Source organism: Bacteroidota bacterium (assembly GCA_037133915.1).
Classification (GTDB): Bacteria; Bacteroidota; Bacteroidia; order Bacteroidales; family CAIWKO01; genus JBAXND01.
This window is the reverse complement of sequence record JBAXND010000001.1, coordinates 79,410-104,072: the sequence shown is the minus strand read 5'-3', so window position 1 is coordinate 104,072 and position 24,663 is coordinate 79,410. Positions and strand designations below refer to the sequence as shown.

At 41.9% G+C, this 24,663-nt stretch carries 20 protein-coding genes; 14 read left to right on the top strand and 6 right to left on the bottom strand.

Going from position 1 to position 24,663, the window contains the following annotated elements:
- Positions 1-50 precede the first annotated feature (50 nt).
- On the top strand, positions 51-2,972 hold the full coding sequence (locus WCM76_00370) for an insulinase family protein (protein MEI6764058.1): 2,922 nt from the start codon (positions 51-53) through the stop codon (positions 2,970-2,972).
- Between the two features lie 161 nt (positions 2,973-3,133).
- Positions 3,134-6,046 (top strand): insulinase family protein, encoded by a 2,913-nt coding sequence (locus WCM76_00365; GenBank protein ID MEI6764057.1) that lies wholly within the window; start codon positions 3,134-3,136, stop codon positions 6,044-6,046.
- Between the two features lie 77 nt (positions 6,047-6,123).
- On the opposite strand, the gene WCM76_00360 is transcribed toward WCM76_00365, so the two are convergent.
- Positions 6,124-6,705, bottom strand: a complete 582-nt coding sequence (locus tag WCM76_00360) for a 1-acyl-sn-glycerol-3-phosphate acyltransferase (protein MEI6764056.1) — start codon at positions 6,703-6,705, stop codon at positions 6,124-6,126.
- 119 nt (positions 6,706-6,824) lie between these two features.
- Here WCM76_00360 and lepA point away from each other — a divergent pair, with 119 nt between their 5' ends.
- From lepA to WCM76_00325, 7 genes are all read left to right on the top strand, one after another.
- Positions 6,825-8,612, top strand: a complete 1,788-nt coding sequence (gene lepA, locus WCM76_00355; GenBank protein MEI6764055.1) for a translation elongation factor 4 — start codon at positions 6,825-6,827, stop codon at positions 8,610-8,612.
- 225 nt (positions 8,613-8,837) lie between these two features.
- Positions 8,838-9,323 carry an RNA polymerase sigma factor gene (locus tag WCM76_00350; GenBank protein MEI6764054.1) on the top strand — a complete coding sequence of 162 codons (486 nt, stop codon included), beginning with the start codon at positions 8,838-8,840 and terminating at the stop codon, positions 9,321-9,323.
- 1 nt (position 9,324) lies between these two features.
- On the top strand, positions 9,325-10,413 hold the full coding sequence (locus WCM76_00345) for a hypothetical protein (GenBank protein ID MEI6764053.1): 1,089 nt from the start codon (positions 9,325-9,327) through the stop codon (positions 10,411-10,413).
- A gap of 94 nt (positions 10,414-10,507) precedes the next feature.
- Positions 10,508-12,016: a DUF2807 domain-containing protein gene (locus WCM76_00340; protein MEI6764052.1), complete on the top strand. Its 1,509-nt coding sequence runs from the start codon at positions 10,508-10,510 to the stop codon at positions 12,014-12,016.
- A gap of 148 nt (positions 12,017-12,164) precedes the next feature.
- A complete protein-coding gene (gene prfA / locus WCM76_00335; GenBank protein MEI6764051.1) occupies positions 12,165-13,238 on the top strand; it encodes a peptide chain release factor 1 in 1,074 nt (357 codons plus the stop codon).
- A 12-nt stretch (positions 13,239-13,250) separates the two neighbouring features.
- Positions 13,251-14,102, top strand: a complete 852-nt coding sequence (pyrF, locus tag WCM76_00330) for an orotidine-5'-phosphate decarboxylase (GenBank protein ID MEI6764050.1) — start codon at positions 13,251-13,253, stop codon at positions 14,100-14,102.
- A gap of 42 nt (positions 14,103-14,144) precedes the next feature.
- A complete protein-coding gene (locus tag WCM76_00325) occupies positions 14,145-14,888 on the top strand; it encodes a hypothetical protein (GenBank protein MEI6764049.1) in 744 nt (247 codons plus the stop codon).
- A gap of 51 nt (positions 14,889-14,939) precedes the next feature.
- On the opposite strand, the gene WCM76_00320 is transcribed toward WCM76_00325, so the two are convergent.
- Together WCM76_00320 and dacB are read right to left on the bottom strand one after the other, a co-directional pair.
- Positions 14,940-15,959 carry a branched-chain amino acid aminotransferase gene (locus WCM76_00320; protein MEI6764048.1) on the bottom strand — a complete coding sequence of 340 codons (1,020 nt, stop codon included), beginning with the start codon at positions 15,957-15,959 and terminating at the stop codon, positions 14,940-14,942.
- Positions 15,960-16,147: 188 nt separating this feature from the next.
- Complete coding sequence (gene dacB / locus WCM76_00315) at positions 16,148-17,656, bottom strand: D-alanyl-D-alanine carboxypeptidase/D-alanyl-D-alanine-endopeptidase (protein MEI6764047.1); 1,509 nt, start codon at positions 17,654-17,656, stop codon at positions 16,148-16,150.
- A 126-nt stretch (positions 17,657-17,782) separates the two neighbouring features.
- On the opposite strand from dacB, the gene WCM76_00310 reads away from it, so the two are divergent.
- The 3 genes from WCM76_00310 (at position 17,783) to WCM76_00300 (ending at position 20,195) form a co-directional block, all read left to right on the top strand.
- Positions 17,783-18,460: a response regulator transcription factor gene (locus WCM76_00310; GenBank protein MEI6764046.1), complete on the top strand. Its 678-nt coding sequence runs from the start codon at positions 17,783-17,785 to the stop codon at positions 18,458-18,460.
- Positions 18,457-19,746: a HAMP domain-containing sensor histidine kinase gene (locus WCM76_00305; protein ID MEI6764045.1), complete on the top strand. Its 1,290-nt coding sequence runs from the start codon at positions 18,457-18,459 to the stop codon at positions 19,744-19,746. Before WCM76_00310 ends, WCM76_00305 begins: the two co-directional genes overlap by 4 nt.
- Positions 19,747-19,841: 95 nt before the next feature.
- Positions 19,842-20,195, top strand: a complete 354-nt coding sequence (locus tag WCM76_00300; protein ID MEI6764044.1) for a hypothetical protein — start codon at positions 19,842-19,844, stop codon at positions 20,193-20,195.
- A gap of 88 nt (positions 20,196-20,283) precedes the next feature.
- Here the strand turns inward: WCM76_00300 and WCM76_00295 are convergent, their stop codons facing one another.
- The 3 genes from WCM76_00295 to WCM76_00285 form a co-directional block, all read right to left on the bottom strand.
- Positions 20,284-20,739, bottom strand: coding sequence for a DUF2061 domain-containing protein (locus WCM76_00295; GenBank protein ID MEI6764043.1), 456 nt, complete (start codon positions 20,737-20,739; stop codon positions 20,284-20,286).
- 103 nt (positions 20,740-20,842) lie between these two features.
- Complete coding sequence (locus WCM76_00290) at positions 20,843-21,862, bottom strand: PKD domain-containing protein (GenBank protein MEI6764042.1); 1,020 nt, start codon at positions 21,860-21,862, stop codon at positions 20,843-20,845.
- 81 nt (positions 21,863-21,943) lie between these two features.
- On the bottom strand, positions 21,944-22,354 hold the full coding sequence (locus tag WCM76_00285) for a hypothetical protein (protein MEI6764041.1): 411 nt from the start codon (positions 22,352-22,354) through the stop codon (positions 21,944-21,946).
- A gap of 239 nt (positions 22,355-22,593) precedes the next feature.
- Here WCM76_00285 and WCM76_00280 point away from each other — a divergent pair, with 239 nt between their 5' ends.
- Together WCM76_00280 and WCM76_00275 are read left to right on the top strand one after the other, a co-directional pair.
- Positions 22,594-23,145 carry a sigma-70 family RNA polymerase sigma factor gene (locus WCM76_00280; GenBank protein ID MEI6764040.1) on the top strand — a complete coding sequence of 184 codons (552 nt, stop codon included), beginning with the start codon at positions 22,594-22,596 and terminating at the stop codon, positions 23,143-23,145.
- A complete protein-coding gene (locus WCM76_00275) occupies positions 23,129-24,607 on the top strand; it encodes a hypothetical protein (protein MEI6764039.1) in 1,479 nt (492 codons plus the stop codon). Before WCM76_00280 ends, WCM76_00275 begins: the two co-directional genes overlap by 17 nt.
- Positions 24,608-24,663: the final 56 nt, after the last annotated feature.

Here is a 24,663-nt window from a genome sequence, read left to right as displayed (position 1 = left end):
CTTTACAGAAAAAATAAATTATAATTGTCACACCAATAATCCAATCAATTATGTTGAAACGCATGAATTTCCGAAACATCATCCTTTTTGTTTTTGCAGTGCTGCTGCAGATGCCGCTTGTAGCGCAGGAATACAAATATGTGACCGTGCCGAACGATCCGTTGAATGCACGCATTTACACGCTGTCGAACGGACTTACGGTTTATATGACAGTATACAAAGATGCGCCCCGCATTCAAACGTATATTGCAACACGCGCCGGCAGCAAAAATGACCCAGCTGATGCAACAGGTCTTGCCCATTATTTTGAACATATGATGTTCAAAGGTACAAGTAAGATAGGCACAACCGATTTTTCGAAAGAAGGTCCGCTGATTGCACGCATCGACAGCTTATTTGAAGTATACCGCACAATTGACCCTGCCAATACCGACAGCCGTAATGCAACGTACAAACTCATTGACAGCATTTCAACAGAAGCATCGAAGTATGCTATTCCCAATGAATACGACAAGCTGCTTGCATTAATTGGTGCTACCGGAACCAATGCCTATACTTCGCTTGAACAGACCGTATTTGTAAATGAAATTCCGTCGAACCAGCTTGAAAACTGGCTTACTATAGAAGCAGAGCGTTTTCAGAATAATGTTCTTCGTTTGTTCCATACCGAACTGGAAACAATTTACGAAGAAAAAAACATGACCCTCGCAAATGACAACATGAAGGTATACTTTGCAATGTTATCAGGACTTTTCAAGAAACACACCTATGGGACCCAAACCCTCATCGGCTCAACCGAGCATCTGAAAAGCCCGTCGATGAAGCGTATCCGGGAGTTTTATGCAATGTATTATGTTCCTAATAATATGGCTATTTGTCTTTCGGGCGATTTTGATCCCGATAAAACCATCGTTCTGATTGATAAACTGTGGGGTGGCATGAAAAGTAAACCGGTTCCGCCATTTGAATTTCAGAAAGAAGATCCCATCACAGCACCTGTCACTATTGATGTTATGGGTCCGGATGCAGAGAATCTTACCATTGCCTACCGTCTGGATGGCGCGAACAGCCGCGATGCAGAAATGCTGGATATTGTTGACATGATTCTTTCGAATAGCACAGCCGGTCTGATAGATCTTGATTTAGTGCAGAAACAAAAAGTACTCAGTGCATCGTCGGGTAAAGAAGTAATGAAAGATTACTCCATTGAAATGCTCACGGGAAAACCTAAAGAAGGTCAAACCATGGACCAGGTGAAAGACCTGCTGCTTGCTGAAGTTGCTAAAATAAAAAAAGGTGAATTTGAAGATTGGTTAATACCTGCCATCATCACCGACCTTAAGTTAAAGCAAACGAAGGATTATGAAAAAAATGAATCCCGCGCAAGTGCTTTTGTAAATTCCTTTGTGTTGGGCATTACATGGAATGATTATGTGAATCGTTTCGACCGTCTGAGCAAAATTACCAAGCAGGACGTTGTGGATTTTGCCAATAAAAACTTCAGCGACAATTATCTTGTGATATATAAAAAGACGGGCAAAAGCGAAAATATTGATAAAATCAAAAAACCGAAAATCACCAAGATAAACATCAACCGCGAAGATAAATCCGACTTCCTGAAAATGATTGAAGCAAAAAAAGTTGAGGATATCGCTCCGGTATTCCCCGATTATAAAGCAGACATCACACAATTCAGCCTGAAGAACAACATTCGATGCTATTACCTGAATAATACCGAGAACAAAACGTTCAACATGTATTACATTTTCGAGATGGGTACCAACAACGACCGCAAACTCGGACTGGCATTCGATTACCTGAAGTATCTGGGAACCGCCGATCTCACCAATGCACAGATTAAACAGGAGTTTTTCAAGATAGGCTGTTCTTTTGATGTATTTAATTCATTTGATCAGGTATATGTTTCATTAAGCGGGTTAAGCGAAAATTTTGAAAAAGGATTATCGCTTTTTGAGAAACTTTTATCAGACGCAAAACCCGACCCAGAAGCACTGAAAAATCTGGTTAATGATGAATTGAAAAAACGCAAGGATGCGAAACTCAATCCTCAGGAAATATTTGGTGCTATGGTGATGTACGGGATATTCGGACCAAAATCTCCGGCAACAAACATTCTTTCTGAAAAAGAACTTACCGCGCTTACTGCCGATGAACTTACGGCACTTATCAAATCACTGAATTCTTATGACCATCACATATTGTTCTATGGAAGCCAGAACGCGGAAGAAGTAAAGAGCCTGCTTGAAAAACACCATAACACGCCGGCTTCGGTAAAACCGGTTCCGACACCCTTGGTTTTCCCTGAACTTGCCACCGATAAAAACCTCGTGTATCAAGTGAATTTTGACATGAAACAGGCGCAGATACTCATGCTTTCGCGTGGCGAAACATTCAATCCATCAACAGAACCCGTTATTAAACTGTATAATGAATACTTTGGCGGATCGATGAATTCCATCGTTTTTCAGGAGCTTCGCGAATCAAGGGCTTTATGCTATGCAGCAATGTCGTTCTACCAAAACCTGTTCGGTAAAAAAGACAACCATTACTACAACATTTCCTTTATCATGACACAAAACGACAAAATAGAGGAAGGATTGAGCGCTTTCTATGAATTACTGAATAATATGCCGCTTGCAGAAAAATCGTTTGATTTGGCAAAAAGCTCGCTGATACAGAGCATGCGCACCGAGCGCATCACTAAATCAGACATTTTATTCAGTTATGAAAAAGCTAAAAAAATCGGTCTCGATTATGATATCCGTAAAGACATTTTTAACGTGCTGCCTAAACTCACTTTTGATGATATTAAAGCATTTCAAGCTGCCTACGTAAAAGGAAAAGCACAAACAACGCTCGTTCTCGGCAACGAAAAGTTGCTTGATTTCAAGGTGCTGAAAAAATACGGGAAGGTTAAAAAATTAAAATTAAAAAGTATTTTCGGATACTAAGAAAAAAGGCGGCTGGAGACAGCCGCTTTTTTTTTGGATTATAATCTACAGCTTACTACTTTTCAACAATAATATTTCAATTAACGGGCATCACTTTCAAAAGAAAATATACATTTGTTATAGAAAATTTTCGTCATTCCATCCAACTTAATTCCTTTTTTATGAAAAAATTTCTGAGTTTCTTTACACTGACGGCAGTGCTTCTGCTGCTCTCGTCCTTATCTTTCGGGCAAAAAGAATATAAATATGAGTCGGTTGACGGCGATCCTTTAAAGGCACGGATTTACACCCTTGACAACGGTATGAAAGTATATTTAACCGTGTACAAGGACGAACCCCGCATTCAAACTGCCATTGCCGTTCATACAGGCGGCAAAAACGATCCCGATGATAACACAGGTCTCTCGCATTATCTCGAGCACCTGATGTTTAAGGGCACCGAGCATTTCGGCACAACCGACTTCGCAAAAGAAAACGTTTACCTATTGAAGATTGACAGTCTGTTTGAAGTATATCGTGGAATTAAGGATACGATTAAACGTAAAGCCGTTTACCACATCATCGACAGCGTTTCAGGCCTTGCATCCAAAATTGCCATTGCGAATGAATACGACAAAATGATGGCTTTCATCGGTGCCAAAGGAACAAACGCCTTTACCAGTGAAGAGGAAACTGTTTATGTCAATGATATTCCTACTAATCAGGCAAAGAATTGGCTCGATATTGAGTTCGACCGCTTCAGCAATCCTGTATTCCGCCTGTTCCACACCGAACTTGAAACCGTGTATGAAGAAAAAAACATGAGCCTTGACCGTGATGAGGATAAAGTTTGGGAAGCCTTGTATTCAGGCCTGTGGAAACACCACCAGTATGGAACACATACCGTTATCGGCACTATTGACCACTTGAAAAACCCGTCAATCAGGGCTATTAAAAAATATTTCGCGGCACGCTATGTTCCTTCAAACATAGCCATTTGTATGTCGGGCGATTTTGATCCCGATGTAATGATTGCTCTTATTGATAAAACATTTGGTTCTATGGCTGCCAAAAGCGTTGTTCCTTACACAGCGCCTAAGGAAGACCCTATCACCAGCCCCATTGTTAAAGAAGTCGTTGGCCCCGATGCAGAATCAGTGATGGTGGCCTTCCGCTTTGGCGGAGCCAACACCCGCGATGCCGACCTGATGTCGCTGACGGATATGGTACTTACCAATTCAACCGCCGGACTCATCGACCTTGACCTGAATCAGGCACAAAAAGTACTTGCAGCCGGTTCATTTTCATCAGTGATGGAGGACTATTCGGCACACATTTTTTATGGCAACCCCAAAGAAGGTCAAACCCTTGAACAGGTGAAAGACCTGCTTCTTGCCGAGATAGAAAAAGTAAAAAAAGGTGAATTTGCCGATTGGCTGCTTCCTGCCATTATCAACGATTTAAAACTGCAGTTGATTCAGTCAGAAGAAAGCAATTCAAGCCGTACATTTACTATGGTCGATGCGTTTATCAAAGGTATCCCCTGGAAAGATCAGGTAAATCATATCAACAATCTGGCGAAATTCACCAAACAGGACATCATCGATTTTGCCAATAAAAATTATAAGGAAAACTATGTTGTTGTTTACAAACGCACAGGTATTGCCAAGCAAGTTGATAAAGTTAACAAACCAGTGATCACTCCTGTTGATGTTAACCGCGATGCACAAAGCGATTTTGTAAAAAACATAATGGCATCCAAACCCATGCAGATTGAACCGGCTTTCCTTGATTACAATAAAGACGTTCTTAAATACGCTACCGGCAAAGGAATTCCGATGCTTTACAGCCTGAACACCGAAAATGGTCGCTTTACCCTGTACTATTATTTCAATATGGGCAAAGACAACGACCGCAAACTTGAACTTGCCGTAAATTACCTTGATTTTCTTGGAACGTCAAAACTTACCGCGGCACAGATAAAAGAAGAGTTTTATAAAGCCGGATGCAGTTTCAGCGTTTATTGTTCAAATGACCAGACATGGGTGAGCCTGAGCGGGCTGAGCGAGAACATGGAAAAAGGATTGCAGCTATTCGAAAACCTGCTTGCCGACCCCAAAGCTGATAAAGAAGCGCTGGAAAACCTTGTGGGCAACATCCTGAAACAGCGCGACGACAATAAACTTTCAAAAGATGAAATCCTGTGGAACGCAATGTATAACTATGGCGTTTACGGTTCGAAGTCTCCTTATACAAATATTCTTTCCGAAGATGAGCTGAAATCGGTTAAACCGGATGAACTTATCAAACTCATAAAAGGACTTACCTCATTCTCGCATCAGGTATTGTATTATGGTCCGGAAAATAAAGATAAAGCAATTGCAATTATCGATAAATACCATACCACACCTGCCAAACTCAGCCCGGTTCCAGCTGAAACAAAGTTCACCGAACTCGAGAACAATGAAAATAAAGTGTATGTGGTGGATTATGAAATGAAACAGGTTGAAATTATCATGATGAGCAAATCAGAGCTGTTCAATAAAAATAATGTTGCCATTCGCCGCGTATTCAATGAATATTTTGGTTCAGGAATGTCATCGATTGTTTTTCAGGAACTGCGCGAAGCCCGTGCATTGGCATACACAGCTTTTGCAAGCTATCGTTCACCCTCACGTGCCGACCGCTCTCACTATATTTTCTCATTTATCGGCACCCAGAATGATAAACTTCCCGAAGCAATGAAAGGCATGACCGACCTCATCAACAATATGCCTGAGTCGCAGAAGAGTTTTGACGCTGCCAAAGAAGCCGTTATCAGCCAGATTCGCACTGACCGGATCACCAAATCGGATATCATTTTCAATTACCTTACATCACAGAGAATGGGCATTGACCATGATATGCGCAAAGACGTATTCACCCAGGTTCCTAACTTCACATTTGGTGATTTGCAGACATTCCAGCAGAAGTACATGAAGGACAAAAAATACACGATTCTTGTACTTGGAAAGAAAGACCAGATTGATACCAAAACCTTAGAAAAATACGGAAAAATTACCTACCTCAGCCTGAAAGATATTTTCGGCTATTAGTATCTTATGCAATCAATAAAAAGAGGGCGTCCCACAAAGGACGCCCTCTTTTTATTCTGTATAAATGTCAAAAACAACTACTTCTTTTCTTCTTCATCAGGAAGTACGAACAACTCAGGGAACCGTGGTGTGATATCTTTAGCGAATTCCCGAATAATTTTGAAATCCTCTTCATAGTTACCCGTAGGATAGAATAAAGGACCAATGCCGCCTTCTTTCTTTTTATAATCAACAAATCCCACGGCAATAGGTATGTTAGCCGCTTGCGCGATAAAATAATACCCCTTTTTCCAATTCGACACGCGGGAACGGGTACCTTCAGGAGCAATGACCAGAAAAAACTCGTCGGCTTTCTGCACCATTTGAACAACCTGAGTAACCAGACCTGTACTGTTACTTCGGTTAACAGGTACACCGCCATTGATGCGCAGAAGCCACCCAAGGGCAGGTGTAAATGCTTCTTTCTTTACCAGAATGGTGCATTTAATACCCAGTGCCCACAACCCCAGACGGCCCACAGCAGCATCCCAGTAAGAAGTATGACCTACAACCGCAATAACACATTTCTTGACATCCGGGGGTAGCGACCCTTTGACCTTCCACCCTGTCAGAAACAAAATGAAACGTGCAAAACCCCTCAAAATCTTTTTCCTTGACATGATGCAAAATTACAAACATTAACCGATATCGACACAGGGGCAGCAAAAGGTTGTATAAATTGTTGTACTTTTGCACACTCAAATTCACAAGCAAAACTAAAACAGGCAGGATTAACAGCATGAAGAACATACGCAACTTCTGTATTATTGCGCATATTGACCACGGTAAAAGTACACTGGCCGACAGGCTGCTTGAATACACAGGTACTGTTTCTTCGCGCGAAGCCAAAGAGCAGGTGCTCGACGATATGGATCTGGAGCGTGAGCGCGGCATTACTATAAAAAGCCATGCTATCCAGATGGAATATGAATTTGGCGGCACTAACTACATTATGAACCTCATCGATACGCCCGGGCATGTCGATTTTTCTTATGAAGTTTCACGCTCTATTGCTGCCTGCGAAGGAGCGTTGCTTATTGTTGATGCCACTCAGGGCATACAGGCACAAACCATTTCCAATCTCTATCTTGCACTGGAACACGACCTTGAAATTATTCCGGTACTGAATAAAATGGACATGGACACGGCCATGCCGGAAGATGTAAAAGACCAAATAGTTGATTTAATTGGATGCAAACGCGAAGATATTATTGAAGCCAGCGGCAAAACCGGACTTGGCGTAGAAGATATTCTGGAAGCCATTGTTAACCGTATTTCTGCACCCAAAGGCGACCCCGAAGCACCGCTGCAGGCACTTATCTTCGATTCATTATTTAACTCATACCGAGGCGTAATTGCCTACTTCCGTATTTTCAGCGGAAAAATAAAACAGGGTGACAAAGTGAAGTTTGCCGCAACCGGTCACGAATATCAGGCTGATGAAATAGGTATCCTGAAGCTTACCATGAGCGCCCACACTGAGATGCAGGCGGGCGAAGTGGGCTATATCATTTCAGGCATTAAATCGGCTAAAGAAGTAAAGGTCGGCGACACCATTACCCACACGGCGCGCCCGTGCGAAAAGGCCATTGAAGGTTTTGAAGATGTAAAGCCTATGGTTTTTGCCGGTGTATATCCTGTGGATGCCGACGATTACGAAGAACTGCGCTCATCTCTTGAAAAACTGCAGCTCAACGACGCCTCCCTGGTTTATGAGCCGGAATCATCGGCAGCACTCGGGTTTGGCTTCCGTTGCGGATTTCTTGGATTGCTGCATATGGAGATTATTCAGGAAAGGCTTTACCGGGAATTTAACATGGACGTGATTACTACGGTTCCTAACGTTTCATATAAAGTGTATACCACCAAAGGTGAAATGGTGGATGTGCACAACCCCTCGGGATTGCCTGCACTCAATTACATTGACCACATTGAGGAGCCTTATATTATTGCTCAGGTTATATCCAAATCGGAATATACCGGTGCTGCCATGAAGCTTTGTATCGATAAGCGCGGAACCCTTAAAAATCAGGTTTATCTTACCAGCGACCGCGTAGAACTTACCTTTGAAATGCCGCTGAGTGATATCGTGTTTGATTTTTATGATAAGCTGAAAAGCTTATCGCGAGGCTATGCCTCTTTCGATTATCATCACATTGGATACAAGGAAGCGCATCTGGTACGCCTCGACATCCTGCTTAACGGCGACATTGTGGATGCTCTGTCATCACTGATACATCGTGATTACGCTTATGATTTCGGTCGCAAAATCTGCGAAAAATTACGCGAACTTATCCCGCGTCAGCAATACGAAGTTGCTATCCAGGCAGCCATTGGCGCCAAGATTATTGCCCGCGAAACCGTTCGACCGCTTCGCAAAGATGTTACAGCCAAGTGCTACGGCGGCGATATCTCGCGTAAGCGCAAACTGCTCGAGAAACAGAAAAAAGGCAAGAAGCGCATGCGACAGATCGGCAACGTGGAAGTACCGCAATCAGCATTCCTCGCGGTACTGAAACTCGATTAATAAAAACCTTCTCTACCTGTCCGGCATTTAAAACTTCTCAATATAAGAGAAAAAAAAACAGACCGTGGCAATCGCTGAAACTTAATATGTACAGCAACATTGTGTGATTAATCCATTAATTATGCATTTGTATATCACACCGTTACAAAATATTTTCATAGCTTTGTAACAAAGCGGCATGACTGCCCGTCACAATACATTAATAGGCATAAAAACGTTTTCCCTGTGAATACAGCAGCATACAATAAATGTGTGGATGAGCATTCGGATGCCGTATATCGGTTTATCCTGAAAAATCTCAGGGATAAAGATAAGGCGCATGATGTAGTGCAGGACGCGTTTGAAAAAATGTGGATGAAAAGGGATGAAATTTCTGCAGAGAAAGCAAAGTCGTACCTGTTCACAACGGCATACCACACGATGATAGACAATATCAGAAAAGACTCCAAACAAACACGATTTGAAAACGTTCATACGAATGCCTTTACTGTAAACAACAGCTATTCCGATTTGAAAGAAGTACTTGATGAAGCGCTGGAGCAACTCCCGCAAATACAAAAATCAGTGTTGCTGTTACGGGACTACGAAGGATATTCATATGAAGAAATTGGTGAGATAACAGCCTTGAATGAAGCGCAGGTGAAAGTGTATATTTTCCGCGCCCGCACTGCAATGAAAAATTATATTGTGAATGTTGACCTTGTAGTATAATATGAACATAGACCGCACAAACTACGAAATTTATATCGTCGATTACTTCGACGGCAAGCTGGATAAGGTCACAGCAGAAGAGCTGCTGCGCTTTCTTGAGCGCAACCCCGATTTGCAGGATGATTTTGAGGCGTTCAGAAGTATGACCCTTTCTTCAGATGATTCCGTCGTATTTGAGGATAAAAATTTGTTGAAGAAAACACTCATCAGAAGCACAGAGAATATCACGGAAAGCAATTACGAAGATTATTTCATCGGTCATACCGAAAAGATATTATCCTTTAAGGAAGATAAAGAACTCATCCTCTTTCTGGCGCTCAATACTCATCTTCAAAAAGAATTTTCAGCTTATCAAAAAACGAGACTGGTAGCAGACATCAGCGTACAATATCCCGCAAAAGCGGAATTAAAAAAAGAACTTCCGGTACGCTCACTTACGAGCCGGGTAGCCATTTCATTATCGGTAGCCGCTTCACTTCTGGTTATTTTTATTTCATTATTTCTGATACGTAAAACAGATCACGAAGCAATAAATGGCAGCAATATCGCGTCATTGCAACATGTAAACATCAACAGTATAAAACCAATTTCAAAGAAGAATATTGAAACGCATGTTAATGCAAAACAACGCAATTTAACGAATAATGCCGATGCCGACACCCAATCGCTGCCGCATCGTGAGTTGTACGAAGCGCTCACGCCTGCCATAAACAAAGAGCTGGCGCAACTTGATATGCCATCTGATAATTCAGGTTTTGAAACCCTTCTGGGAAACCGCAACGAATACACCGATATACTGAATTACCAAAAAGTGCTGGCCGACAGTAAACGGGAATTTGAGAAAGAAAACAACGGGTTTCAAAATCTGGCAGCTACAGGTCTGAAAAAAATACGAAAAGCAGGTGGTGAAAAACAGCCATCCGCCGAACCCGACAAATTTTCTATTTGGGATCTTGCTTATCTTGGTGTTGCGGGGTACAATCGTATCACCAACAGTAATCTCATACTTGACCGTCGTACTGATAATGACGGAAAGCTTACCAGCTTTGCTCTGGGCCGGGAGAATAATAAAACAACTGAAAAAAAATAATTTTTTCGCCACCTGTAACTATTGCGACGAGCGCTCCGTCATAAATAAAAACACGGCACAAAGCCACATTCACTCACACAAATCTTAAGGCAATATGAAACCGCAACCCATTATTAAATCAATACTTTTTTCACTGTTCATTTTCGTAAGCGGAACAGTTCTCGCGCAGGAAGGCAACGGGAAGGTAATTACACAGGAGCGCACACCCGGCAGTTTTACCGGTATAAACCTTGATGGTCGTTTTACATACCACATTGCTCAGGGAGCAACAGATGCCGTAAAAATAGAGACCGATGAAAACCTTCAGGAAAATATTAAAACCAGCCTTTCGGGCGGCACCCTTACATTTGATATTAAAGAAGGTGACTTCACGAAACTGGATATTACCATCATTTGCAAAGACCTGCAGAACCTGCGTGCCACAAGCTCATGCGAAGTATACGGCGACAATCGTATCACATCAGATAACCTGAAATTATCGGCATCAGGGGCTGTTATCCTGAAGATGGACGTTGCTGTTCATACCCTCGAAACCAACCTTTCGGGAGCAGCCGATGCTGAACTCAGCGGTACTGCAGCATTTCATAACATAACAACCAGTGGAGCCGCCAATCTTAAATCAATGGACCTTGAAACAGGCAACACTTTCATCAAAACAAGCGGGGCCGCAGATGCCAAATTGAATGTAGTCGATTCACTCACGGGCTCAGCTTCGGGTGCATCGCATATAAAATACAAACCCAAGCCCAAATACGTGAACCTTGCTATCAGCGGAGCCGCATCAGTTAACGAAAAATCGGCAGATGCCACAACCGGTGAAAATAATGTGAATATTGAAACCGAAGTCACTTATAATGGTTCAAAAGACTCAGATACCACCAAGTTTAGCATGGGAAACAAGAATATCACGATTACAGACAATAATGATGACAAGGATAAAGAGCATCACAAATCAAAGAAAGGTGATAAACCAAAGGCACAATGGGCCGGTGTTGCCATAGGAATAAACGGCTATATGAACCATAATAACGGATTCAGCATGCCTAACGGATATTCGGCACTTGAGCCGGATTACGGACGCTCATGGTTTGTAGATTTGAATCCTGTATCATTCAGGATACCAATCGTGCGCAGGCATCTCGGTTTGGTTACCGGACTTGGAGTTGAGTTCAATAATTATCGCTTCACGGATAAGCATAATTACCTCACACCTGACACAAATTATACTTCATTTACTTACGACAGTACGCGTACTTATACAAAAAGTAAACTGACTGCTGTTTTCCTGCAGGTACCGTTAATGCTGCAGTTCGATACGAAAAAACTTCACAAGAAAAACACTTTTCATGTTTCGGCAGGTGTAGTCGGGTCGCTGAAAATCGGATCATATACCAAACAAATAACTGAAATAGACGGCACCAAATTCAAGCCCCGCACCAAAGATGATTTCAATTTAAATCAGTTCCGCTACAGCGCTATGGTAAGATTGGGTTACGGTTGGTTTGATATTTTTGCTTCATACTCACTGAATACATTATTTAAAAAAGACCACGGTCCGGAGCTTTATCCTATAACTGTTGGCATTGCTTTACTCAACATATAATCCGCTTAATACTGATTTACATTTCATTGAATATTCAGAGCGCCGGCAAAATTGTCGGCGCTTTTTGGGTGTTATCCTACCCTTACTACTTGCAGGACGGTACTTTTATTGTAACTTTGCAGCGTTTATAAGATACACTGTTATAATTATGTTAGAGAAATTATCGGCCATATACACCCGTTGGGAAGAGATTGGCGCCCAGATGAACGACCCCGAAGTAATGTCGGACATGAAGCGTTATATCAAGCTGAGCAAAGATTACAAAGAGCTTACGCCTATTATTGAGGCATATAAAAAGTACGAGAAGGTTGTAAAAGATCTCGCTTCGTCTAAAGAAATTCTATTTAATGAAAAAGATGAAGAGCTGAAATCGCTTGCCAAGGAAGATATTGATAATCAGAATGCCATCAAGGATAAACTTGATGAAGAAATACAAATGTTATTGCTTCCTCGGGATCCTCAGGATGGTAAGAATGCCATTGTTGAAATTCGTGCAGGCAGTGGCGGCGACGAAGCCAGCCTTTTTGCAGGCGACCTGTTCCGCATGTACACCCGCTATTGCGAAATTAAGAAATGGAAATGGGAGATTGTAGACCAGGCCGACGGTACTGTGGGCGGTTTCAAGGAAGTAATTTTTAGTGTTAAAGGCGACGGCGTATACGGACTGCTCAAATATGAATCAGGGGTGCATCGCGTGCAGCGTGTTCCCAAAACAGAAGCACAGGGCCGCGTTCATACCTCAGCAGCATCGGTGGTGATTTTGCCGGAAGCGGATGAATTTGACGTTGACATCAAAGATGCCGATATCCGCAAAGACACCTACTGTTCGTCAGGTCCCGGTGGTCAGTCGGTTAATACTACGTATTCGGCTGTTCGTCTCACACACATCCCTACAGGCATTGTAGTTACATGTCAGGATCAGAAATCGCAGATGAAAAATTATGACAAAGCGCTGGTAGTGCTTCGTTCGCGCGTTTTTGAGCTTGAATACAAAAAATATCTTGACGAAATATCAGGTCGCAGAAAGACCATGGTTTCAACCGGCGACCGTTCTGCCAAAATCAGAACGTATAATTTTCCGCAGAGCCGCTTAACCGACCACCGCATACATCTCACGCTGTATAACCTCCAGACGATATTGGAAGGTGAAGTGCAGGAAGTAATTGATGCACTTCAAATAGCTGAAAATGCTGAGCGTCTCAAAGAAGCTATCAGCGAATAAATATTCTGTTCCATGACACGAAAAGAGTTATTTCAGCTTATCCTTCGCAAGAAATCATTTTTATGTGTCGGTCTGGATCCTGATATTACTAAGTTTCCTGCTCATATCCGTCAAGCCGATGATGCAATTTTTGAATTCAACAAAGCCATCATAGATGCTACCCGCGACCTTGCTATCGCTTACAAACCCAATCTGGCTTTTTATGAAAGTCTTGGCATTAAAGGCATACAGAGCCTGATAAAGACCATGGACTATCTGGAAGGCTTCCGCAGTGAGTTATTCCTTATTGCTGATGCCAAACGGGGCGATATCGGGAATACCTCGACACAGTACGCAAAAACCTATTTCGAAAAATCTTCTTCCGGATTTGATTTTGATGCGGTGACCGTTGCGCCTTACATGGGCAAGGATTCCGTGGCTCCTTTTCTTGATTTTATCAATAAATGGGTTATCTTGCTTGCGCTGACCTCGAATGCGGGCGCCGCTGATTTCCAGTCACAGCGAATAGAAGCTCCTGAAGGCACGGTTAAATTATTTGAGCACGTCCTTCAAACATCCCGTCAATGGGGCAATGCGGAGAACATGATGTATGTTGTAGGTGCAACACAGGCTTCGATGCTGCAAGATGTGCGCAGAATTGTGCCCGATAATTTTCTGTTGATTCCCGGAGTGGGTGCACAGGGCGGAAACCTTGAAGACGCAGCGCGTTATGGAATGAATAATCATTGCGGATTGATTGTGAACGCTTCCCGAAGTATTTTATATGCTTCTGCAGATATTGATTTTGCTGAAAAAGCAAGAGCCGAAGCTTTTACGTTACAAAAAGAAATGGAGTCGCTGTTAAAGAATTTCGGCTTACTCTGATACAATATAAATTACTTTAAGCACTCATAAACCATGCAATCAATGCGCATCCAACTACTCGCTGCACTGTTTGTATTTTCGGCATTGCCAGGGCTTTCACAGATAGATACTGTAAGTTTAAAAACAGAGCAAAGCGCCATAACACCCGACAACGATACGGTTGATGACGGAATATACAACTACGATAAATACTGTGCCATCATGGGAGGCGATTCCACGCTGATATCGCGTGGAATGAAATATACCGGGCTTTACAAAGATTATTATCCTGACGGAAAAATAAAGCACAAAGGGTATTACGACCTGGGAAAAGTAACGACTGTTTTTACGAATTACTACGAAAACGGGCAGATTGAGCGCGTTTTTAAGGCCAAAGGTATGAACAGCGGATTACTGCTGTGTTACTATCAAGACGGGGCACTAAAATCGCGTGTGGCCTATACTGCAGGGGAATCAACAAAATGGGAAGATTTTTATCGCAACGGGAAGACTGAATTCTGCGAAGAATTTTCAGGCAACATGGAGTACTACCTGTATATGCGATTCTATTACCCTGACGGAAAGCCCCAGATACTTTTCGAATTGACAGATAAAAAGACCAGAACGTATAGTCACAAGGAGTTCTGGCCGAGCGGTAAAGTAAAAGAAGAAGGAATCAAAGTTCAGAACCGCTCAATGAACGACTACATGCAGGAAGGAACCTGGTATTATTATAGTGAAGATGGAAAACTCATCTTAGAAGAGGAATACAGCAAAGGAAAGCTTATCAGCGATAAAAGTTACTGATAAAAAAAAGGCGCAGACCGAAGCCTGCGCCAAAAAATCAAGTTCTAAAGATTATTCAATAATAGTTACCCAGCCATAATTATCCGGTTCGTCGCCCAGCTGAATACTCCGTAATTTTTCATACAATTTGGTTGAAACAGGACCGGCCTGACCATCTTTGCAATATTCATATACCTTGCCCGTTTCGCGGTCTACAATTTTTTTGATTGGTGAAATAACTGCCGCTGTGCCGCAAGCTCCCACTTCTTCAAATTCGTCAAGCTCTTCGATAGGCACAATCCGTCTTTCAACATTCAGGCCCATTTCGCCGGCTAAAATCGGCAAACTCATATTGGTTATGGAAGGCAGAATACTGTCAGATTTTGGTGTAACGTAGGTATTGTTTTTTATTCCGAAAAAGTTTGCAGGACCTGCTTCGTCAATTGATTTATGCTCTTTTGAATCCAGAAAAATTGCTGTAGAGAAACCTTCATCGTGAGCACGGCCGAGAGCGCGAAGGCTGGCAGCGTAGTTTCCGCCTACTTTAATATTTCCCGTACCGTGAGGAGCAGCCCGGTCATAATCGCGAACTATCTGCGCAGTAACGGGGTTAAATCCTTCTTTAAAATACGGGCCAACCGGGGTAACAAAAATCATGAACAAATATTCATCAGCTGGCTGAACGCCCACTTTGGCGCCACTTCCCATAAGGAGCGGCCTGATGTAAAGTGAAGAGCCAGTTCCATAGGGAGGAATAAATCTTTTATTCAGATTAATAGCTGTTCTCATGGCTTCGAAAAAAAGTTCCTGAGGAATCCGCTGCATCATAACGCCATCGGCACTGCGATTCATGCGTTTTGCATTTTCCTCCCATCGAAACACTCTGATTTTACCATCTTTTCCCATGAAGGCTTTCAGCCCTTCAAAAGCTTCTTGCCCGTAGTGAAGGGCAGTAGCGGCAATATGTACATTAATTGTTTCCGAAGAAGAAATTTCAAGTTTTCCCCATTCGCCGTTCCTGAAGTAGCAACGAACATTATAATCGGTCTTGAAATAGCCAAATGGCAAGCATTTCCAGTCAATATTAAGCATATCGGTATGATTTATAATGGGTTTAAAAAACAATATTTACGGGGGCTAATTTAGCAAGATATTTGATGTGCGTCAGACTTATCGAAAAATAATCCCATCAATCAGGTATCTATCTGATTATCTGAAACTATCAATCAAAAAAACACTAATATTTGAACTAATTTATGCCGTGTGTGGCTTTGGAAGACTCAGTCAGTTTGAGCGATTAGAATCATCAAATCCTCCAATTTCTGTTTCATTTCGTAGGCTGAACAGGTATAATTATTGACCATTATAGAAAAAACCAGCTCGGTTCCGGCTTTGTTCTTCACATATCCGGTATATGCCCTGATACCGTTCATAGTGCCGGTTTTCGCTTTAAGATTATTTTCGGCAACGGATCCTTTAAAAAGCCCCGCAATACCGCCTGATTTTCCAGCCTCAGGAAGCGATTTTTCAAAAGCATCAAAAATTTTATCCTTTTTTATAACACGAAGCATGGCACAAAACTGTTTGCAGGTCACTTTATTTTTTCGCGCAAGACCACACCCATCTTTCATATCAAAACCATCGATATCAATGCCTTTTCCTTTCCAGAAGTTTGTTATCTGCGACACACCTTCTGTGGTTGATCCCTCGCCGCCTTTTTTCAGACCAATCATTTTTACCATGCATTCGGCAAAAACGTTGATGCTGTTGAGATTCGTAAATCTGACAATTTTTTCGAGTGATGGCGACTTGATTATCTTCAGTGTTTTTCGGGCATTCGTATCTGTGTTTCCCTTCCACGTTTCGTTGCGAACATTCATCAGGCCTTTTGATATTTTGATTCCCTTGCCGGATAAATAGGTGTGAAATCTTTCAATAAAATACTGAGGCGGGTCAGGGATGGCGCCATCCACATCAAAATCCTTTTTACCCAGAGGAACAGTGCCATCCAAAATGCGGAGTGTAGTGAACGGACTGCCATAAATTATCACATTATCGCCTGAACCGGCTTTCGCGGTAGTAACAAAGTTGTGAAATTCCAGGCCGGGCATTTCAGGCTCCATGCGGGAAACAGAAGCGGAATCGCCGATATACTTCCCGGCATTAAAGTAAACGCGGTAATAATTCTCATTAATATTAAGTCCGCAAGCACCTGCTGCGTAATAGTTTCCGATATCTTCCCACGACCATTCGGGAACTGCGGGCTCATAATCAAATATCGATGCATCACAAACAAGCCGTCCGTCAACAGCATTGATATTCGCAGCTTTCATTGCAGTATAAAAACTTCCGAATACAGAATCAATCATACACGCATCTCCAAAGCGTTTTGAACCGATGGTCGGATCTCCGCCCCCGGTAATAAACAGGTCGCCATGCAATACCCCGGCCGAATCAATAGTTCCGGAATATTCAATTTTTGTTTCAAACGTAAAATCACTGCCGAGAAGTGAAAGGGCGGCAGCAGTGGTAGCCACTTTCATGGTAGAAGCAGGCATGAGACTCATGTCGCTGTTGTATTCTGCAAGGGTTTTCCCGTCGGAAGCAACCTGGACACAAACGCCCCATGCAGCATGTTTTAATCCTGCATCCTTTTTAAGAAATTCAATGCCGTCAATCAATGCAGCGGTGCCAGCTGTTTGTGCCTGACTTTGAGCAAGAGAAAAATATTGCAGCGAGCAGAGCGGAAGAAATAGCATATATTTGATAAATCTCAACAGAGAAGTCATAGGAGAATATTTAAAGTACGGTTTAACAATGTTCAAATATACACATTGGGGTGAAAATAAATCATTGTGACCGAACTATGGCAAATCAGAAAAAAAACAGAATTTCGCAATTATTTTGTCGCAATTATGAAAATACTGATTATTGAAGACGAAAAAGAGCTTGGCTTGTCGGCAGTGGAATATCTGCAGAAAGAAGGTTTTTTGTGTGAACTTGCCGATGATTTTGACAGTGCGCACGAGAAAGTGCACATGTATAAATATGACTGTGTTGTTGTGGATATTACCTTACCCGGAGGCAGCGGGCTGAATATCATCCGCGAACTAAAAAAAATCGGAAGTGAGACCGGCATCATCATTATCTCTGCAAAGAATGCGGTTGAGGACAGGATATCCGGTCTTGATATCGGTGCAGACGATTACCTGACCAAGCCATTTTATCTTCCGGAACTCAGCGCACGTATTCGAAGTATTATCCGTCGTAAAAATTTTCAGGGTAAAAAAGAACTGGTGGTTGGAGAAATCACAATTATTCCTGATTCCGCAGAAGTCAAGGTTTGTGGGCAAGTGATTACTCTTACGCGTAAAGAATATGAGCTGCTGCACTTTTTCATCTCCAATAAAAACATGATACTCACCAAGGAATCGATTGCGGAACATTTATGGGGAGATGAAATGGACATGGCTGATTCTTTTGATTTTGTTTATACGCATATTAAAAATCTGCGAAAAAAAATCATGGAAAAAAGCAATATCGATTATATAAACACAGTTTACGGAATGGGTTATAAATTCATAGCGCCTTGAAACTACTTTCAAAGACAGTCCTATATTCAGTAATTTTCTCATTGCTAACGTTCACTGCAGGTGGATTCATATTCTATTTCAATTTACGCACTCAGATTATTCAAGAGGTGGATCAGAGTCTGGATCTTGAAAAGAACCGCATCATTCAGAAGCTGATGTTCGCGGATACAATTCCGGGATTTTATACAAGTTTTGAAAACCAGATAGAGGTTGTAGAAGTTCCGGCAAGTCTCAGAAGAGCTGACACCTACAGTGATCTGTTGATTTATGATAGCATTGAAAAAGACAGCATTCCTTTCAGACGGCTCGATTCATACCTTCATCTTTATACACGGGAATATCACATTGGAATCTCCAAATCACTGATAAACAAAAGTGAGCTTACGGGCGATATTTTTCTCCTTATGCTTTTCCTTTTCATTTCGCTGTTAATGATACTCCTGCTGGTGAACGTTCAAATCTCGCGAAGAATGCTGCGACCATTTTACAAGACGCTCGAAAACGTAAAAACCTATATGATAACGCGGGGCGAAGGGCTGAATCTGCCAAAGACGCCAACAACGGAATTCACTATGCTGAACAACGTACTTAACAGGATGTCGGCAAAGATTAGCAAGGATTTTATCAGTCTGAAAGAATTCACGGAGAATGCATCGCACGAAATGCAGACGCCGCTTGCGGTAATCAGGTCAAAACTTGAATTGCTTATACAGCATGAAAACCTCACCGAAGATGAAATACGCCTTATACAGTCTATCAGTGATTCAGCAAATAAGCTTTCACGTATGAGTCGGGCGTTAGTGCTCATTACACGTATTGACAACCAACAGTTCAGCGACATTGAAAACGTAAACATCACTGATATTCTAAATAACCAGCTTGAGAATCTGGAAGAACTGATTACCGAAAAGAAAATTACGGTGAGCCGCGACCTGCAGAATGAAATTTGCGCCAAGATGAATCCGGCGCTTGCCGAAATCATGCTGACCAACCTGTTGAGCAATGCAATAAAACACAATATACCCGGAGGGAGTATTCACATTTCAACACGGGGGCGGGTATTTTCCATCACCAATACCGGCCTTCATTCGGATATTGAGCCATCAGAACTGTTTGGTCGCTTCCGTAAAGGTTCGCAACACCCTGATTCGATTGGGCTGGGTCTTTCTATTGTTAAAAAAATTGCCGATACGCATAAAATAGCTGTTGCGTACACCACAGGTGAAGGAACTCACACACTTACATTGACTTTTAGTGTGACCGGTTCCTTATCTGAAATACTTTAATTGCAAAATTTCTTCAATCTACAGAATTTCGTCAAAATCGGGAATTAATTTTGCTTTTCAATAATTCATTAATACACTAAATAAATCTAAAAGAAATGAAAAAGTTAATGTTGTTCCTGGTAATTGGCATTATCGCTGTTTCAGTAAACGCACAAACCAAAACGACCATCAAAACGGCCGACTTGAAAAAAGAAATTACAGATTATGTTCTTAAGAATTATCCCGGTTACAAGATTACAGAAGCCTTCAAGATGGAGACCAATAAGGTTGTGACTTACGAAGTTCTTGCAGCAAAAGAGGCAGCAAAAATAACGCTTGTGTTCAACGACAAAGGTGCTTTCGTAAAAAAAGAAGAGCCAAGAACAAATATGGGCTCAAAACCAGTTAACAAAACGGGTGCTGAAAATAAAGATCAGGGAACCAAAAAGCCTGCCTCCACTAAAAAATAAAGAGTCCCCTTTATATGTGTTTTTTTGGTTTGACAGAAGGGTGCTGCATTGTGCAGCCCCTTTTGTTTTTTGAATGGATGAATGAGTATCATCCGGCGCTTATATCTGCAGGTAATTCAACATATACTCGCCCCCAGCGCACCAACGCCCATACTCTTTCATGCAAATAAAACAATGCAATTTTTGTTATTACCTCGCTTGCTCCTATTTTAAACGCGCCCAATGGATTTCCAGAATATATCCAACTAATAATTATTGTATCCACGGAACCCATAAAACGCCAGCTTACGCCTTTGACAATACTCCTCAAATGCGATGGCTTACCATCCAGCCTGCCCCATGAAATAACATTCCAGAGCCGTTCATGGAAATAGAATAACAGTATTTTTGAGAAAACCTCCGTAGCCGCAATCGGAGCCGCCAGGCGCAGGTCACCGAAAAAGAGCAATGCCAGTAAAAACGTATCCACCGTGCCAACGGCGCGCCAGCTAATACCTTTAACAAGGCTTCGCACATTCGTGTCTTTCATTTTTCTCCTGTTCATCGCGTAATTTGCATTCAAAATTAGAATAAAATACACGTGCCCCGGTCAAGTATGATATTAATCACACCACTTTAGCAGGATAAAAAATATGAATTGTGAAACACTACTGACAGGTGACCGTTGTGATTACGTAACGCTGCGTACCGCCGCTACACCATGTCGGATTCAGTGAACAAGGTGAAGAATATCCGAAGCAATCGGAAACATATATATAGCCGGTGGTGAATGAAACCATAGATGAATAACCGTTTGAAGCGCAGAAACATGTTGCCTGTTGAACTGCCGTGCCACAGCCGTAATGATCGCAGTCAATAAGATATTCGTGGCTATTCCAGTTGTATGTGTTTATTGTAATACTGGAAGCAGTTGTAACATTTTGAGAATGCGTTGCACTGCAACCGCCGGAAGTTACCGTAAGACCAACCGCAAATGTTCCCGCTGAAGCCCATTGCACAACCGGGTTCTGAACAGTACTGCTTGTCGGATTGCCACCCTGAAACGTCCATGAATAGGTTGCTCCCGATGTTGCCGGCGTAAAAGTAACATTAACATTCAAACCAATATTTGAAGGATTGTAGGTAAAATTTGCCGATGGTGATTGCGTCACCTGAGCGTTTGTATTGGCCGGTGCACTTGTGCAGCCATTCATGGTTGCGGTTACATAATAGGCGCCGTCATTGGCAATTGAGGCATTCGGAATCTTTGGATTTTGCTGAGTTGATGAAAAATCGGACGGGCCTGTCCAATTATAAACCGCTCCGGGAATAGAAGTAGCTGTAAGCTTCAGTGTATCGCCTGAGCAAACAGGTCCGTTATTACCGGCAAGCGGAGCATTGGGAGGAATGCAGTTCCCACAAAGCTCGAACCACAGACTGTTTTTGTAAACATTGAAACATTTTGAGGTTGTGTTGAAAATCAGTAAGCCTTCTGCCGGGCTTACAATGGCGTTCCGCTGTATATCGGTCATGCGAGGCACCAGCATTCCACGATTATCAAAATTAACATCAAGGCCGGCTGAAGGATCCGGCGGATTGCCGGTACTATTGATGGCTGTTCCCTGCGCGTGAACCTGAATGTAAATGGCAAGAAATACCACTCCCAGTAAAAGTTTGAAAATTTTCATCCGCTTTCCTAATTGTTGTTTTATGAAAAAGAGTGTCTGTGTGAAAATCTACTCTTTCCTTTTAATTCTAATATTTTATGCTTACTTCACCGAACGCTTTTTCTTGTAGAGGAAATAAGCAAACGTAAGGATCATCATTGCTACAAGACCGGCACCAAATGCAATGCCCAACGTGGCTATCCGACTAAGGCCGGCATGAATTCCAATGAGCCCGGTCCATCCGAACAGTGTCATAAAAGCAATGATATTCCGCATTGTAAATACATGAAATGCCGGAGCCATCCACGATTTTAAATACGACGCATCATGCACCGTAATATTCCGTAATCCTTTTTCCTGTAAGGCCGATTCATCAATTGCGTCATCCTGCTTACCACCACCAAGACCGGTAAATGTAAGGATGAGCTGAATCACCAATATTACCGAAAAGGGAATTGAAATATACCATAAAATTTTTTCAAACGTGCTGATCACGTCCCACCATTCTTGCATAGCGCTAATTATTAATTCTCGTATTAGAGCCGAATTCTATTTGAAACACTTCCAGGCTATTTACTACACAAAGATATTTATTTATAAAGGAATAAGTCTTCATTGGTTTGTGAAATAAATGTTGTAATTTTATCGTGTTGATATTCAGTTATTTGATTGAACATTATGATTATTATGAAATGTGATGCAACGCAAAGTGCAAATTTACTGTCAACGTTGTATTGATGTTTTCCTGAACAATGCCTACTGAAAAAGAAATACTTGACCGCTGTCTGAAAAATGACCCTTTAGCACAGGAGCTGCTGTTTCGCAAGTTCGGGCCAAAGATGTACGGCATCTGCCTGCGCTATGTCAGGAATAAAGCGGAGGCCAGTGATATCCTGCAAGAAGGTTTTATAAAAGTTTTTTCAAAGCTGAATAATTTTCGTGGAGATGGTTCTTTTGAAGGGTGGGTACAGCGCATTTTTGTAAATACAGCCATTAATCATTACCGTAGTAACCTGCATTATGATAACGACCACATCGAAGCCGGCGATGTTGATTTTGTAGAAAATGAAGCACTTTCAAAACTTCATACCGAAGAACTGTTAACCTTGATTAATGAGCTTCCCGATGGTTACCGCATGGTTTTTAATCTTTATGAGATTGAAGGATTTGATCATAAGCAAATCGCAGGAATGCTGGGGATTAGCGAAACAACCTCGCGCTCACAATTATTGCGCGCTAAAAAATCGCTGCAGGAAAAATTAAGAAAACGATATAACATTTCATGCTATGAGCACACAGCATAATTCAGACAATATTTTCAAGGAGCGCTTTGCCGACTTCAGCAAAGAACCGCCACCCGGGAGTTGGGAAGAAATTAAAAAACATCTGCCCCAGTCAACGTCACGCCGTATTGGTTTACGCAAGTGGTTCTGGATGCCGTTTTCTGCTTTTATTCCAATTTTTATTGCTGCAGTGGCAACGCTGTTGTTATCACAATCAGCAAAAAATATTTCGGGTGAATCTGCCCTGCTAAACAATATTCCTAAAAATCAAAAATTCCGTAAGTTTTCTGAAAATGTGAATCCGGCTGAACATAAACTGATATCCTTTACTTCCAGCCCACAAAAAAACAGGGACTCTAAAAACAGTTCAGTGCAGCATCGCACGAGAGTTCCAGACAACAGCACTTCACAGGCAACTCCGCCTCCTGCCGTATATGAATCGCAGCAGGGGGCACTTTCACAAAATGGAGTTTCGGGCGCACAGCAGCAATCAAATGAGCCTGCAACAAATAATAATATACCCGTTCAGAATCCGAATGCATCCGGAGAAATTATACTGCCGGTGATTGAAAACAGTATCACACAAGAACCCATTACACCGTCAGCAAATAGCAATAACCCGGTTACAGAATCGAATACTGAAATTCAAAATGACCGGCAGTCTGACCGGCAAAATCAGATAAATGAAACTCCCACCGGAGAAACACCTACTGATAAAAAACCCTTAACAGAAATAAAAAAAGAAGAAACGCCGGGGAATAATAATGCCGCCGCCAAACCTGTCGATTATGGCAACACATCGGGCTGGGAACTTGCACTGAATGTTGTTCCTGAATACATGTTCAAGGATGCCTCCGGTTCGGAAAATAAATGGAAGCTAGCATACGAAATCTGCGGAACGTACAACATAAAAAACTTTATAATTCAGGGTGGATTTGGCCTGGGATTTTTTCAACAAACAGTCAGCCACAACTTACTCTATAACGTCAATCATTTGAGTGGTTCTTTTGAGGATGTGACCTCGTATACGTGGGATTCAATTGCACAAAAGCCTCTATTCTCAACTGAAACCGTCAATTATTATGACAGCATTCAGCAATCGCAAAAAGCAAATGCAGCAAATAAATACTCCTTGCTCCATATTCCGTTATTGCTGGGTTACAAGCATGATGTTAAAAATTTTACTTTTGTTATTAAAGGAGGTCTTCAGTATTCAATCATGATTTCAGAGAAAAACAGCAGCATATCTTCAGCCGTTGCAGGTTCACGCCTTATTGAGGATAAGTCAGCCGGAGCGGCAGCTAATAAAAACGGTCTTGCGCTGTTGCTGAATTGCGGAGTTGCCTATAATATCAATCATCGTTTCGGCATCGCAGCAGAACCGTCGTTTCGCTATTATATTAAAAATATTTACGGCATGTCTGATACTAATGAAAAGCCTTATTCTATTGGTATTAGAGCGGGTGTGATTATAAAATTATAAATTATTTGAATGCTTGATGCAACGCCGATTCAATTTTGCAGGTCATAACAATAACG